This is a genomic window from Priestia sp. VA7 (genome assembly GCF_055710015.1).
In genome coordinates this window covers 827,122-841,765 of record NZ_JBVQPN010000002.1, presented here as the reverse complement: position 1 = coordinate 841,765, position 14,644 = coordinate 827,122, and the positions used below count along the sequence as shown (strand labels likewise).

13 protein-coding genes, 1 pseudogene and 1 riboswitch are annotated in these 14,644 nt (G+C 37.7%); of the genes and pseudogenes, 1 reads left to right on the top strand and 13 read right to left on the bottom strand.

What is annotated here, in order from left to right; genetic code table 11:
* Window positions 1-4 precede the first annotated feature (4 nt).
* The 10 genes and pseudogenes from AC0C45_RS10805 to AC0C45_RS10760 form a co-directional block, all read right to left on the bottom strand.
* Complete coding sequence (locus AC0C45_RS10805; RefSeq protein ID WP_047930918.1) at window positions 5-280, bottom strand: DUF6123 family protein; 276 nt, start codon at window positions 278-280, stop codon at window positions 5-7.
* Between the two features lie 61 nt (window positions 281-341).
* Window positions 342-803, bottom strand: coding sequence for a divergent PAP2 family protein (locus AC0C45_RS10800; protein ID WP_013056169.1), 462 nt, complete (start codon window positions 801-803; stop codon window positions 342-344).
* Between the two features lie 130 nt (window positions 804-933).
* On the bottom strand, window positions 934-1,248 hold the full coding sequence (locus tag AC0C45_RS10795) for a hypothetical protein (protein ID WP_013056168.1): 315 nt from the start codon (window positions 1,246-1,248) through the stop codon (window positions 934-936).
* A 105-nt stretch (window positions 1,249-1,353) separates the two neighbouring features.
* Entirely contained in the window at window positions 1,354-1,611 is a 258-nt protein-coding gene (locus AC0C45_RS10790; protein WP_013082381.1) for a DUF2533 family protein, read from the bottom strand.
* Complete coding sequence (locus AC0C45_RS10785; RefSeq protein WP_034653357.1) at window positions 1,608-2,381, bottom strand: nucleotidyltransferase domain-containing protein; 774 nt, start codon at window positions 2,379-2,381, stop codon at window positions 1,608-1,610. The genes AC0C45_RS10790 and AC0C45_RS10785 overlap by 4 nt, the downstream gene beginning before the upstream one ends.
* 5 nt (window positions 2,382-2,386) lie before the next feature.
* Window positions 2,387-6,004, bottom strand: a complete 3,618-nt coding sequence (locus AC0C45_RS10780; RefSeq protein WP_034653360.1) for a dynamin family protein — start codon at window positions 6,002-6,004, stop codon at window positions 2,387-2,389.
* A gap of 374 nt (window positions 6,005-6,378) precedes the next feature.
* Window positions 6,379-6,936 (bottom strand): isoprenylcysteine carboxyl methyltransferase family protein, encoded by a 558-nt coding sequence (locus AC0C45_RS10775; protein ID WP_472928138.1) that lies wholly within the window; start codon window positions 6,934-6,936, stop codon window positions 6,379-6,381.
* A gap of 5 nt (window positions 6,937-6,941) precedes the next feature.
* Complete coding sequence (locus AC0C45_RS10770) at window positions 6,942-8,027, bottom strand: type III polyketide synthase (protein WP_016763497.1); 1,086 nt, start codon at window positions 8,025-8,027, stop codon at window positions 6,942-6,944.
* Between the two features lie 224 nt (window positions 8,028-8,251).
* On the bottom strand, window positions 8,252-8,794 hold the full coding sequence (locus AC0C45_RS10765; RefSeq protein WP_016763496.1) for a GNAT family N-acetyltransferase: 543 nt from the start codon (window positions 8,792-8,794) through the stop codon (window positions 8,252-8,254).
* 394 nt (window positions 8,795-9,188) lie between these two features.
* Window positions 9,189-9,989, bottom strand: a pseudogene (locus tag AC0C45_RS10760) (aldehyde dehydrogenase family protein); the annotation flags it as partial.
* Here AC0C45_RS10760 and AC0C45_RS10755 point away from each other — a divergent pair.
* Window positions 9,950-10,711 (top strand): LysR family transcriptional regulator substrate-binding protein, encoded by a 762-nt coding sequence (locus AC0C45_RS10755; RefSeq protein ID WP_472928137.1) that lies wholly within the window; start codon window positions 9,950-9,952, stop codon window positions 10,709-10,711. The pseudogene AC0C45_RS10760 and the gene AC0C45_RS10755 sit on opposite strands and share 40 nt — an antisense overlap.
* 137 nt (window positions 10,712-10,848) lie before the next feature.
* Here the strand turns inward: AC0C45_RS10755 and AC0C45_RS10750 are convergent, their stop codons facing one another.
* The 3 genes from AC0C45_RS10750 to AC0C45_RS10740 form a co-directional block, all read right to left on the bottom strand.
* Window positions 10,849-12,159, bottom strand: a complete 1,311-nt coding sequence (locus tag AC0C45_RS10750; protein WP_013082372.1) for a nucleobase:cation symporter-2 family protein — start codon at window positions 12,157-12,159, stop codon at window positions 10,849-10,851.
* 1 nt (window position 12,160) lies between these two features.
* Complete coding sequence (locus AC0C45_RS10745) at window positions 12,161-12,754, bottom strand: xanthine phosphoribosyltransferase (RefSeq protein ID WP_171777507.1); 594 nt, start codon at window positions 12,752-12,754, stop codon at window positions 12,161-12,163.
* 103 nt (window positions 12,755-12,857) lie between these two features.
* A riboswitch (purine riboswitch) is annotated at window positions 12,858-12,959 on the bottom strand.
* A gap of 97 nt (window positions 12,960-13,056) precedes the next feature.
* The gene (locus AC0C45_RS10740; protein WP_047930924.1) at window positions 13,057-14,574 is read right to left on the bottom strand and encodes a carboxypeptidase M32; all 1,518 of its coding nucleotides are present in this window, start codon (window positions 14,572-14,574) and stop codon (window positions 13,057-13,059) included.
* Window positions 14,575-14,644: the final 70 nt, after the last annotated feature.

Below are 14,644 nucleotides of genomic sequence, written 5' to 3'. Positions count from 1 at the left end.
CTGCTTAAATCATACCTGATGACTTTAAATATTGAATGGCTTGTTTTTGATTGCTAATACGATTTGATGTCAAATTCTCGAGGAGCGATACAAAAAAACTGCCGTCAAATTCTTTTTGTACTTTTAGTGTCCATTCAATTGTAAATATGACCATCTCGTCAGCTGCACGCGTATACTGCTGACCAAATAAAATAAATCCACGTGCATCTTCTGCTAAATGAAAGCCTTTTTCTTCAAGATAAAGAAGATACTCTTCAACCGTTTGAGCTGTTTTTGTCACTTTTTCGTCCCATCCTTTTGCAAAGGTTCTTCTTTATCTTAGCTTACTTTTGGCTATTTGACTATGATTTCCCTTCTAAAAAATAGCCAATCGCTCCAAGTGCTACTCCTAAAATGGCTCCGCCAATCACTTCTTCGGGCTGATGCCCAAGCATTTCTTTCAAGCGCTGTTCCGTCAAATCGTGAAAGCCTCCGTCTGGAAGACCCGCAAGCTTTTCAATTTCTTCATCTAACGTATTCACTTTAATAGTAATTTCGCCAGTCTGCCTTCGAATTCCTTGTGCATCGTACATCACAATAATTCCAAAAACAGATGCTAACGCAAAATCAATCGTAGAAACACCTCTTTTTAACGCTACATAGGTCGCTAAAGAAGATACGCCGGCTGAATGAGAGCTTGGCATTCCACCCGACGCAGCAATCATCCGCATATCCCATTTTCCTGTTTGATACTTTTTAATGGGGATTTTTAAGGCTTGGGCTAAACCGATTGATGAAAGAGCAATGACAATTCCTTTATTCATATTGCTTCACCTCATCTATAGTTTGCGATGGATTGACATCTCGTACCCAAGCAAATATTGCCCAACAAAAAACGCCGGGCTAATCTGCTGACACAGCAGACTAATCTCGGCGCTTTTGGAAACAGTTCTGTTATTTTTTACGCTTTTTTTGTGCAGCATTATTCATTTTGGCAGATTCAACTTCAGCATAAGAGCCGAATTCTTGGCCATATTGATTATTTGCACTTTTATTAGCTTCTAACTTCTTGTTAACAGAATTGTTTTGGTTTTGTTGCACGTTGAACTCAGAAGCAAACTCCCCAGCATAAGTGTCATTTGCACTTTTTGCACGTTTTGCTTTTTGAGCCTGATTTGCTTTAAACTCAGAAGAGAACTCTTGGTTATAATTATGCTTTGCATTGTTATTCGCTTGCGCATTTTTATTACCTAATTTTTGACGACCCATCGCTATCTCCTCCTATTTGTACCTCGTTGGTACACTATTAGTATGGATCAAGCGGCATGTCATATCCTGTTCAAATTAAGGTAAAAACACCAGAGCTTAGCACGTTTATATTCTTGCTACGTACTCTTTAACCATTTCTTCTGTCACTACTTTACGGCCTGGAATGATGGTATATTTTTGAGACAGCTCATTAATTTCTGCTGTTACAGCATTAATACCGTCTACAGAAAAGGGTTTCCCTTCTTTGCAAAGAAGCACAGCTGCTTCAATAGCTTGCTCGCGTCGAGCTTCTAAGCTTGCAAAAGCACGTACTAATTCGTGTTGTTTTTTAGAATGGGCTGAAATTTCTTTATGTACACTCATGTTCGTTCCTCCATTATATTATGCTGAGTTAGTAAAAATAAGTTAATGTCCTCATAACTGATTTGCTTTTCCGGTAATTCTTTTACGCTTTTTTCTATCGCTGCAGCTTCTTTCTTAATGCTGTCCAAAAAGTTTTTCATCTTTTCATTAAAAGCAACTTTCCCGCTTATCTTGCACTGTACAAATTGCTCAATGATGGATTGCTGCCTATCGTCGAGATTTGCCTGCTTACATAAATCGGCAAATAAAATGACAGGGAAACTGCGCTGCTTTACTACTACTTTCAGTGATAAAAATGCACGAATCAGTTGAAGCATCACTTTTATATCCTCTATTGTAACAGAAGATGTCAGATTTCTTTTACTATTTATCGTTAAAATTTTAAAATAATGATACCCCAATGCTTTTAAGGAATATGATTGAGCCATCATTTGCCGCAGGGGCTCAGCAAACGATGGCTTCTGATAATAAACAAAAGGCGACCATAGCCACTCATAAAGCGAAGGGTTTGATTTTGTAAACAAATAAATGGTTTTGTACAAATCCCACCCTTGCATATCATAATTGCCTTCTGCTACATTAATGACCTCTTGAGGTCTATTGAGATGAAGATAGCGTGATGCTTTATACTTGTATATAAAGCGGACGTCAAAATCACTCGCTAACGTGTCGAGTCCGTAAGCACGGCTGCCTGATTCACATGCAAACAAAATTTCCACATTATATTCTTTTTCAATTTCCTGTAAACGTTTATTTATGTGTGTAGACATAAAAATTAATGACCCTTTCTTTCCTCCAATACATGTTCTAGCACCGTCATTGTACTTACCAATTCTTGAATTGGAAATTCTTCAGACACGGCCGCTTGCAGCTGTTTGTAATAATCATACCATTCTTCAGATACAGACTGTTTATGCGCTAAAACGTACTGATTCACTAAATTGGTATAGTGTGAATGAAGAGCGGCTTCTTCTTTCGCAATGTAGTGATTAATATCCGGCTTAATACGTTCTAGTAAAGCAGCGTGAAGCTTTACTTTCTCATTTTTTTCAAAAAAGCTTTTATTGTTTTTATACAGTGAAAGCTCTTTTTGATACGATTCATTCTCATCAAATTGATGACTTGTCACAACTTCACTGCCATTTGGAGGCTCTAACGAGTTCAACGTTGGAGTAAACGTCGGTTCATAGCGCTGTAGCTTTGTAATGATCATTCGATGCCAGTCTTCGATTAATTTTACGATGTATTTTTCGATTCGCAAAGTGGTCGCACGCACTTCTTGCGTTGCGTCGAAGGAAATAGACGTTAACAACTCCTGCAAACAAAGGCGCAGCTGCTTTTGCTTTTCACCTCGATCATCCCTTAAGTTTGCCGGACTGAAGGCTTCTTTAAAGAAGTCATCGTACCTTACAAACAGACGTTTTTTTACATAAAATAAGAGCTCTTCTAATTCTCGGTCAAACTGCTGTTGTTCATATTCAAAATGAATTTCATGCAGTTTTGCTGCTACCTGCTCATTTTTTATGTGAAGAGATTGAATGTATCGCTTTTTATCCACTTCTGATTTTGTTTGCACCTGTTTCATTTCATTGGAAACTGCTAAAATTTGTTCGAAATCTGCATAGACACTTTGGATAGCAAGCTCTGGTAATTCATAATTTATGAAGCGGTAAAACGCATTTTTGAATGGCAGAAACATTTTATCCTCATGGTTTTGCAAAGCCTGCAAGCTTGATACCGGGTATAAGCGCGGAAAACGTATACCATACTGTTCAAGCTGTTCTTTTACATAGGTCTGAACTAACTGCAGCTCTGTATCTGAGCTGGCTAGGTCCGCTGCATTTACTAAGAAAAACATTTTATCAAGCGCAAATACATCTTTTACACGGCCAAGCTGAATAAGAAATTCGCGGTCAGCTTTTGAAAACGCATGATTATAATACGTTACAAATAAAATGGCATCTGCATTTTTGATATACTCAAACGCTACTCCAGTGTGTCTCGCATTGATTGAATCAGCTCCGGGTGTATCAACGAGTGTAATGCCTAAGCGAGTAAATTCACAGTCATAATACAGGTTAATAAATTGAACAAAACACGCTTTTTCTTCTTTAGCTACATAATCATGAAATCCTTCTGTATCCACCACTACTTCTGAACCGATATGCTGCTTGACTTCGCCGTAGCCTTTTTCTACTGCCTGTAAAAACGACAAATGCAGCTGCAGCTCTTCTGTTGCCTGCAGAGTTGGAATAATTGTTAACGCTTCGTCAATTGATTCTACTTCATGGTGAAACAGCTTAAGTGCACCATTCAAATCTTGGATCATCTGCTCGTTTGTTTTCATTTGCACAACAGCTGTTTTATGCGGCCGTTTTTCTGTTGGAGGCATAATTTTATTGATAGTTGCTGTTGTTGGGTTCGGAGATACTGGAAGTAATCTTTCTCCAATCAACGCATTAGCAAAAGATGACTTACCGGCACTGAACGCTCCGAATAAAGCTACAGTAAACGTTTGATTTGATAGCTTTTTACGCTTTTCTTGAAGTCTGGTAATAAAGCGGTCTAACTTTCCAAATGAACGGAGCTGTTCGAGAACAGCTGATACATCTTGAAGAACCTTTTCCGTTCCTGTTTCATGCACAGCTTCCTCAGGCTGTGAAACTAACTGCTGCTCACTCACAGCTTCTTGCTTTTCTTCAGCTTTCATGATGCCCGTTTCATATTCTTCTTGTAACATATATGACAACTCGTTTGTATCTTCTGCCGTTAGGTCGTCATCAGTTTGCTGTAAAGATTGAAGCAAAGCTTTTGTACGTGCCAATTTTGATTTCATTTCCTGAAGAGATGTATACGCTTCTTCAAATACTTCACATTCCTGCAAGTGTTGATAAATTTTTTTACGCTTTACTTCATCTTGCTCGATTTTGCTCTGTTCAATTTGCGCATAAAGCTCGTATAATAATCGCGTCGCTTTTTTCTTAATATGCTCGGCTACATCTTTTGCGTACGTTAAAACATAATCACCATTAATCGTAGCTCCTGCCTTTACCGTTTCAATTAAATCATGCGGCTCTAACGGAATTTCAAACTGCTGAACCTGGCGTATAAGATCCGGATCGGTAAGATTTTGATTTTTCACCAGCTCTTGCACATATTGCTGCAAGTGCCACTGCAGCTGAGAAGCTGCTCGTTCTTTCATATCATCAAAAAATAACGTCAGCCGCTCTTTTTTTACTTCCTCGGTCTTTTTCTTAGCAAATAAAAGACCTACTTTAAAATCAGGCTTTGTCGTTTCTAAAAACAGCCTAGCTTTTTCTCTCATTTCATATGGTGTTAAATTGGCGTTGCTTAGTATCTTACCTGTTTCTTGTTGGTACGTTTCTGCTAGCTGCTTTTCAGCACGCCTTATTTCCGCTTCTTTTTCGAGAAGCTGCTCTTTTTGATGCTTATTCATTTCATGATTCTCAAGCGTCAGCTTATGGCGCAGCTCGTCATGAATCGTTAACTTTTCTTCTTCTTGGTCTTCAATAAAGGCAAGGTGATCGTCAATTAACATTTGCATCGCATGTTGAATATGCTGATGCCGGTTTTCTTTTTCCGTCATCATAGCAAGTAATAGAGATTTTACGTACGAAAGGTCATTATGACGGTTGGTTGGCTCTTTTAACGACGTATAGAAGATTCCTTCTGGTCTCACATTCCACTTTAAAAATGACGTTTCTACAGATTCTTTAAATGCTTGAAATGTTAGCTGATCTTCTTGGTGTTTATCAATTTGATTTACAATTAAATAAAGCGTTTTATTAGCTTCTTGCAGCTGTTTTGCAAATTGAAGATTTAATTCTGCCTGCACATGATTATAATCCATCACGTAGAAAATAACGTCCGCTAAGTGAAGAGCTGACTCGGTCGATACACGATGTGCATCATCTGTTGAATCAATTCCTGGTGTGTCCATCACCACAACATTTTTAGGAATAGCATCTGTATCTATCGATAAATGAATGGACTCTACTTCATCTCCATCCACAGCAAACTGCTTAATTTGCTCATACTCATAAGGTGCTTCATAACGCACCGGCGACTGTTTGCGATAATAAACGGTTGCATGCTCATCCCCTGCTTTTACTGATACTAAGTTTGCGCTTGTTGGAATAGGACTTGCAGGCAAAATTGCTTGCCCCATTAATTCGTTAATCATGCTCGATTTTCCAGCCGAAAAATGTCCGCAAAATGCTACAACAAATTCGCCGTTCACCCACTTTTTTAACAGCTGTATTGCTTTTGCTGCCTGCTGTTCATCTCCAGCTGCTTGAAATTGCTTATGTAAATGAAAAAGAGATGCTTCCAATCGGAGATTTTCTTGATGTTTCACACTCACTTTACCCATTATTACTCTACCCCTTTTGCCTCATTCAAGACTGTATTTAAATGTGCTCTATCCATCTTCATTTCTGCTTATTCTTTCTCTATTTTACTTGATTCGCATGCGTTTTCCCATAAAAAACTGAATTTTTAGTTACAAAAACAATAAAAAAAGCTGTCAATAATTTGACAGCTTTTTTTATTCATCGCATGTATGTTACGCCTTCTGGGCTTTTTCAATATTTTTCATTACATACGTTGTGACGCCAACATATGTAGCAAGTGCTCCGATCACAAAAAGACTAACCATTACGTCCACCACCGTTTCTACTTGATGAAATTGATAATCTTTATCATTTGTTTCATCTTATCATGAAAGATAATCATTTTCAATTAGTTTTAAGATTTTTTTACAGGAAAGAAACGTCCCCTGTTTTGCATCACTTCGCCGTAATTTGTTTCATTCGTTAACGCTTGCTCTTCTAAGGGAATTCTGACGGCTAATATACACAAATTGAAAACAGAAAAAACAGCTAACGTCCAGTATGCCTGAAATATAAGCGGAACTAACACCAATTCTGCCGCTACTACTGTATAGTTAGGGTGCTTCATAAAACGATAAGGACCTCTTAGCACAACCTTCGCATTAGGCAAAACGATAATTTTTGTATTCCAATACTTTCCTAACGAAGAAATAGCCCATATTCTTGCAAGTTGCACAAGCGCAAAAAAGCTAAACAACAAAAAAGAAAAGCGATACATTCCATCGTTTAACACGTACACTTCCGTAAAAAGAGCAGCAAAAAAAGCGGCATGCATGCTTACCATCCATTTGTAGTGACTTTGACCAGCTTCGTATGCTCCCTGCCTCTTCATCCAAGCTTCATTTCTTTTGGCAATAACCAATTCACATAGACGCTGTAAGATAATAAATACAAAAAAGCTATAAAAAAACAATCGCTTTACCTCCACTCTAATAGAAGCATTTCAGAACTAAATCCAGGGCCAAGAGCTGTTAATAAACCGTATTCTTTACTTGAAATTTCTTTCTTCATAAAGCGGTCTAGCACATACAAAACGGTTGCCGAAGACATGTTTCCATGGTTTTTAAGTACATCTAGGGAATCAGCAATCATATTTTCGTTTAACGACAGCGTTGATACATATGCTTCAAGCACTTTTTTCCCTCCAGGATGAGCAACAAAATGCTTCAAATCGCGACTGGTCAAATGCTGAGTTTGTAAAAATGACTCAACTTCTCCGCCTAACCACGAATCGATAATCGTGGGAATATCTTTTGAAAAGACGACAAATAGTCCATCATTTTTAATCTCCCACCCCATTACATCTTCTGAATTGGGCATGAGCGTCGATTGTGTATGTAAAATGTTAGGATAGCTTTTTGCAAGGGCAAAAGTGGTATCAGCTTCGTCACCTGCGACTAAAGCAGCCGCTACTCCATCTGCAAATAAAGACGTACCAATTAAGTTGCTTTTTGAACGATCATTTCGCTGAAAAGTTAAACTGCAAAGCTCAATGGATAAAACAAGGACTTTGGCACGCGGAAAGGCTTTGCAATACTCATAAGCTCTTGAAAGCCCAGACGCTCCTCCAGCACACCCTAATCCCCAAATAGGAATTCTTTTTGTATGGTCTGAGAACGCAAGCTTATTCATAATTCGCGCTTCAATGCTAGGCGTAGCTAAACCGCTTGTTGAAACATAAAAAACAGCCTCAATTTCTCCACACGGCAAAGGAGTACTTACATAGTTCTTATTTGTTAAGCAGTCTTCAATCGCTTTTGTACCTAATTCAACAGCAGATTCTATAAAAGCATCATTTTTTTCTTCAAATGTATGATCTTCTTGAAACCAAGATAAGTCTTTGGCAAAATTACGTTTCTCAATTTGACCATTTTGAAAAACGGTCAGCAGCCGATTAATATCTTTAAATGATTCGGAAAAAAGTTCTTTTGCAAATAGCAGCGTGTCTTGCTGAGTTAATTCATAAGGGGGAACTCCAAATCCAACTGAGATAATCTTTGGCATACACTTCACCTCTTTGATTGCGTTACATTTAACATTTGTAATAGCTGGGGATTTATTCAATTCTTTTTTAGTGGAATGGAAGCGAAACATAAAAAAACTTTCCTGTAACTCAGGAAAGTCTACGTTTTGAAGAAGTGTATGTTTGTTGTGCACTTTTATTATAGCGCAAATAATCTGAATGTACAGATACAATTTATGGATTGACGAAAATAAGTGCTTATTTTTTATGAAAAGAAAATGGACATATAGATTTCATCTACATATTCATTGTTGAAATAAGCTTGTTCTTTCATAACGCCTTCTTGTTCAAATCCTACCTTTCTATACAATTCGTATGCCACTTTATTCGAAGCAAACACAGTTAAAGAAAGTTTATGAAGATTATTTTCTTTGCACCAGTTTAGCGTATAATTCATAAATTGTTTTCCTATTCCCATTCCCTGTGCTTTTGAAATAAGCCATGTACGGAAGAGCCCCGTGTGGCGCTTCATTTTAATTTCGCCTCTAAGAACACGTGCAATTCCAAGTACTTCACCTTCGACTTCAGCTACAACGTACATGTGATTGTTCTTTTCTACTGATGCAATAAAATCTTGCTCTTCTTGGACTGTACGCGGCTCATCTTTTTGAATAAATTCCCCAGCCTCAATAATTTCTCTTACCGCTGTTGTAATATGCTCTGCATCGCTTGCCTGTGCAGGGCGAATAGTGACTTCACGTCCGTCTTTTGCTTTAAATTTCACTATGTTTTTCTCTGCTGTAATCATCTATATCAACTCCTATATTTTTCACCATTCAGTACTACTATTTTGGTTCTAGCGTGGGTAATTTATCAGTGGTAAAGTTCTGCTTTTTATTTCATCTAACAAGCAATCATGTGCGTTTGTTGTATTACCCACGCTTTAAACAAAGCTAAACCATTTTTGAAATACTTATTCTTGCACAGACATCCTAGAAATGCAATTAATTGCGTTAAAGAACTATTATTCCAAATTTTCTTTACAAAAGTGCATAAAAAAGAGGCTGGGACACAACGAAACACACGAAAGCTACGTCCATCTTCACAACAAAAAAATACGAACTAACAACCAATAATTTTGATTATTAGTTGCTAGTTCGTGTTTCACTTCGACTAAAATATTTTTGTCCCTCTACTTTTGATTAAAGTCCCATTGAGATATATTTTACTTCTAAATAATCGTCAATGCCGTAATGACTTCCTTCGCGTCCAAGACCACTTTCTTTAAAGCCGCCGAATGGAGCTTGAGCTGCAGACGGAGAGCCATCATTTACTCCTACAATGCCGTATTCTAACTCTTCAGATACAAACGTTGCTTCTTTAATGTTTTCTGTAAATACGTAAGCGGCTAAACCATAAGGGCTATTGTTTGCTCGTTCTACAGCTTCTTCTACTGTTTTGAATGTTGCTACAGGAGCCAATGGTCCAAACGTTTCTTCAAACATGCAATTCATGTCATCAGTTACATTTGTAATAATTGTCGGCTCCATAAAGAAACCGTTTTTAGTTGTTATAGCTTGTCCGCCAACCACAACTTTAGCTCCTTTACTTTTTGCATCCGCAATTTGTGCTTTTACTTTCTCAACCACTTTGTCGTTAATTAACGGTCCAACTTGTGTACCTTCTTCTAATCCATTTCCTACTGTTAATTGCGCTGCTTTTGCTGCAAATTTTTCAACAAAAGCATCTGCAATGGATTCTTGTACATATACGCGGTTTGTGCAGATGCACGTTTGACCTGCGTTGACAAACTTAGAAGCAATTACGCCGTTTACAGCAGCGTCTAAATCTGCATTTTCTGTTACGATAAACGGTGCGTGACCGCCTAATTCCAGCGATAATTTTTTCACAGTATCCGCAGCACCGCGCATTAAATGTTTACCAACCGCTGTTGAACCAGTAAATGTTAATTTGCGAATGCGTCCGTCTTTTTGCCATGTGTCACTTTATTCGCTCCGCTACAGGAGTAGAATTAACCTCAGCGGGTGAAATTCTTTTACAAGAAGGTGAATCCATACTTTCAAGTGTTCATGCTCTTCAAAAAAAATTAGTGTCTACGCAAGAAGCTTGTGATTTAACTATCGGAACGTGGCAAAGTATGGCTGCTTTTTACTTACCTTATCAACTGGCTTCTGCTAAAGAGCACAATCGCCATATTGATATAAAAACCTCGCATCACTATTATGATTTGTTAGAGAAGTTAGAAAGCAATCAAATTGACGGGGCTTTATTTGATGATCGAGAGGTTCAACATACTTACTGGTCAAAACTATTGTTCAAAGAAGACTTTTATTTATTTGTGAATGATCAGCACCCGTTAGCCGAAAAAGAAAGCGTATTATTTGAAGATTTCAAAGAAGAACCCATTGTAGTTCTCCCCCCAGGGTGCGATGTTCGGACACTAGTAGAAAAAGCGTACAAGCGTCATAACTTAAAAATTTCCCTTTCCAATGAAATTGAATTTGCGCAAAGTATTATGGGATTTATTTCAGCTAATTTAGGTATTTCAATTCTCCCTGAAATTTTTATGCACCATTTACAAAGCTCAAACATTAAAGCGTTACCCATTACAGACTTCAAATTCAAAAGAGAAATTTCATTAGTGGCAAAAAACCCTGACGTGGGGAAAATGCTTTATACACTCTTTTTCAAAACACGGTCTTAATAGGAAAGACGAACAAATTGGACAAATGATCTGCTATGGATCGCTTGTTAAAGCTATGTTCCTTAGGACAATGAAAAGATCCGAACGATTAATCGTTCGGATCTTCTTCACTAAAATACTTTTGTTCTAGCCTCTTTTTATTTCGATACTACTTCATTTGTTAACTTTGTTTCTGCAACTTGCGTACGTGGTGATTTCATCATATTAAAGACAATATTTAAAAAGATTGCTGTAAAGCTCCCCATTACAATACCGCTTCCAGTAAGAACTTGAAGACTCTCTGGTAAGTTTTTGAAGAGTTCAGGTACAACCGTCACCCCTAGACCCATGCCAACCGAACATGCAATCACAAGAAGATTTTCTTGTTTGGCTAAATCAACTTGACTAAGGATTTTAATACCTGAAGAGATTACCATTCCAAACATAGCTACCATTGCTCCTCCAAGTACAGAGCTCGGGATAACTGTCGTCACGGCTGCGATTTTAGGTAGAAAACCCAAAACGATTAAAATTCCACTCGCTGCAAATACAACATTTCTTGTGCGAACACCTGACAACTGTAAAAGTCCTACATTTTGAGAATACGCTGTATAAGGAAATGCGTTAAAAAATCCGCCTAATAAAATGGCCAATCCTTCTGCACGATAGCCTTTAGACAAATCTTTTTCATCCACTTCTTTTTTACAAATATCACTAACAGCAAAATAAACGCCTGTTGACTCGACAATGCCAACAAGTAAAACAAGGAACATTGTCAGAATGGCCATAATATTAAAAGTTGGCATCCCAAAGTACAGCACATGTGGCATATGAACCCACGCTTCTTCTTTTACGCCGGAAAAATCGACTTTTCCCATAAAAGACGCTGCAATTGTTCCAACAACTAATCCTAATAACACAGAGACGGAGCGCATAAATCCTTTTGTAAATCGATACAGAACAATAATTAATAACAAAACGCCAAAACCTAAACCTAAATTGCTCAAGCTGCCAAAATCTTTACTTCCTTCTCCTCCGGCTAAATCTTTAATCGCTACGGGAATTAACGTAATTCCAATAATCGTTACAACCGAACCTGTAACTAAAGGAGGGAAAAACTTAACCAATTTACCTAAAAAAGCAGAAAGAAGGACGATGAGTAAACCAGCCACGATAATAGAACCATATATGGAGGAAACGCCGTAAGAACCTCCAATTGAAATCATAGGTCCTACGGCAGTAAACGTACACCCTAATACAACTGGAAGACCAATTCCAAAAAAACGATTTTTCCATACTTGCAGTAGCGTTGCCACACCGCACATAAATAAGTCAATCGCCACTAAATACGTAAGCTGCTGCTGAGTCAAGCCAATGGCTCCTCCAACAATAAGCGGAACAACAATCGCACCGCCGTACATAGCTAAAACATGCTGTAAACCAAGTGAAAAGACTTTTCCTTTATTCATATTAAACCTCCACTGTTGGTTTATCTTCAACAAATGTCACTTTACCATTTGATAAAGACTGAATGCGTGCTAATGATTCTACTTTAACGCCTGATTGACGAATTTGTTTTCCTCCATCTTGAAACGCTTTTTCAATAACAATACCAATGCCGCCTACTTTAGCACCTGCTTTTTGCACGATATCCATCAAGCCGAATGCAGCTTGACCGTTTGCTAAAAAGTCATCAATAATTAAAATCACGTCATCTTCTTGAATAAATTTATCAGCAACTGAAATTTCATTTTCTTCTTTTTTTGTAAATGAATATACTTTTGATGTAATGAGTCCGTCTTGAAGTGTTAAAGATTTTCTTTTTCTAGCAAACACCATCTCAACGTTTAGCTTCAATGCGGTCATAATCGCTGGAGCAATTCCAGATGATTCAATCGTTAAAATCTTCGTAATTCCTGCATCTTCAAAACGCGAAGCGAATTCTTCTCCAATTTCTTTCATTAATACAGGATCCATTTGGTGGTTTAAAAATGTGTCTACTTTTAAAACCGCGTCTGATAATACGATACCATCTGTTAAAATTTTGTTTTGCAAAGCTTTCATAGTTCGTTCCTCCAACGTTTGTATTAAAAAAGCTCAAAAACATAGCTGCACTCGTATATGAGTAGAGCAATGTCTTTGAGCTTTTACGCACAAAAGTGAAAAACAAACTTCATCGCTCACCCATAGTCAAACTATTTACGGTAGTTTGGTAGATACTTACGAGCCTTATTCTCGTCATTATATGAGTGCGTTATTGAGTTAATTGTATTATATCAGCAAATCTTTTATTTGAAAATATCTAAAAACGATATTTTCGAACATTTACTTGTGATACAAAACATAATATTCGGTTATAGCGCTTTTTATACGTGATAAATTTCTCCATATTTCTTTTCTAGATACTGAATTAAATAATCTACATTTAAGCCTTCTCCCGTTACATCGTTTAAAATTTCAAGAGGCTTTTTCATTTTTCCGTACTGATGAATATGTTCTGTTAGCCAATTTGTAATCGGCGAAATTTCTCCTTTTTCGAGGAGTTCATCATAATTGGGCAAGTCTTTTAACATGGTATGCTTAAACTGCGCTGCGTACATATAGCCAAGAGCGTAGGAAGGGAAATACCCAAAGCTTCCTCCGGCCCAGTGTACGTCCTGAAGCACGCCTTCTCCATCGTGACCTGGACGAACTCCTAAATATTCTTCGTATTTCTCATTCCAAATTTCCGGTAAATCTGCAACTTTATATTCTCCGTTTATTAATCCCTTTTCAATCTCATAGCGAATCATAATATGAAGAGGATACGTTAACTCATCTGCTTCAATACGAATAAGCGACGGTTTCGCCTCATTTACTCCTCGGTAAAAATCTTCTAAATCTACATCGTCAAATTGTCCCGGCGCATGCTCTTTTAGTACGTGGTAATGATGCTGCCAAAATGCTTTATTTTTTCCGACAAACTGCTCAAAAAACAGCGACTGTGATTCATGAATTCCCATTGAAGTACCTTCACATAGAACCGTACCGACAAGATCCTTTGAAATATTTTGCTCATATAAAGCATGGCCGCATTCGTGAATCGTTCCAAAAATAGCCGTTCGGAAATCGTTTTCAGCATACTTAGTCGTGATGCGCACATCTCCCGGGTTTAAGCCAGTAGCAAAAGGATGGACTGTTTCATCAAGTCGCCCCGCTTCAAAATCATAGCCAAGCGTTTTTAACACGTCTAGACTAAATTGCTTTTGCGCTTCTTTTGGGAAAGTACGGAATAAAAATTCCGTATTTGGCTTTGTATTTGACCCGGCGATTCGCTGAACAAGAGGCACAATATGCTCCCGTAGCTTTCCAAATACCTCGTCTAAGATTTCAACCGTCATCCCTGGTTCAAAAAGGTCTAATAAACGGTTATATTTGTTTCCTTCATACCCCCAATACTCCACAAACTTCTGATTGAACGCTACAATTTTTTCGAGGTACGGTTGAAATAAAGCAAAATCTGCTTTTTCTTTTGCGTCTTCCCAAACCGACTCAGCTTTTGAAGTTAATGTAACGTATTCTTTATATTCATGCGGAGGAATCTTTTTATTTAAATCATATTCTTTTTTACATTCTTCCACTGCTTTTTTCGTAATATCGTTTATGTAAGGCTGTGACTCAGGGTTCGTTAATTTCTCAATAAAACCTGCCATTTCATCAGAAACAGAAAGATTGAACGCTTCTGATGACATCATGCCAATAACTTCAGAACGCTGATCCGCCCCTTTTTTGGGAGCACCCGTCCTCAAATCCCAGTACATCACTCCGATTGCCTCTTGATAACTTTTGATTTTATTCATGTATTCATAAAACTGTTTCTCAATTTTCTGTATGTCTTCTCTCATTGTTTTTCCTCCTTACTTTCCTTATTTCACCATAAATTATTTTATCATAATAGTAACGGCGTGTATATAA

Coding starts and splice junctions, on each gene's coding strand:
- AC0C45_RS10740 (WP_047930924.1), bottom strand. CDS start 14,574: ATGAGAGAAGACATACAGAAAATTGAGAAACAGTTTTATGAATACATG.
- AC0C45_RS10800 (WP_013056169.1), bottom strand. CDS start 803: ATGAATAAAGGAATTGTCATTGCTCTTTCATCAATCGGTTTAGCCCAA.
- AC0C45_RS10795 (WP_013056168.1), bottom strand. CDS start 1,248: ATGGGTCGTCAAAAATTAGGTAATAAAAATGCGCAAGCGAATAACAAT.
- AC0C45_RS10745 (WP_171777507.1), bottom strand. CDS start 12,754: ATGAAAGCTTTGCAAAACAAAATTTTAACAGATGGTATCGTATTATCA.
- AC0C45_RS10755 (WP_472928137.1), top strand. CDS start 9,950: ATGTTAATTTGCGAATGCGTCCGTCTTTTTGCCATGTGTCACTTTATT.
- AC0C45_RS10780 (WP_034653360.1), bottom strand. CDS start 6,004: ATGGGTAAAGTGAGTGTGAAACATCAAGAAAATCTCCGATTGGAAGCA.
- AC0C45_RS10765 (WP_016763496.1), bottom strand. CDS start 8,794: ATGATTACAGCAGAGAAAAACATAGTGAAATTTAAAGCAAAAGACGGA.
- AC0C45_RS10785 (WP_034653357.1), bottom strand. CDS start 2,381: ATGTCTACACACATAAATAAACGTTTACAGGAAATTGAAAAAGAATAT.
- AC0C45_RS10790 (WP_013082381.1), bottom strand. CDS start 1,611: ATGAGTGTACATAAAGAAATTTCAGCCCATTCTAAAAAACAACACGAA.
- AC0C45_RS10770 (WP_016763497.1), bottom strand. CDS start 8,027: ATGCCAAAGATTATCTCAGTTGGATTTGGAGTTCCCCCTTATGAATTA.
- AC0C45_RS10750 (WP_013082372.1), bottom strand. CDS start 12,159: ATGAATAAAGGAAAAGTCTTTTCACTTGGTTTACAGCATGTTTTAGCT.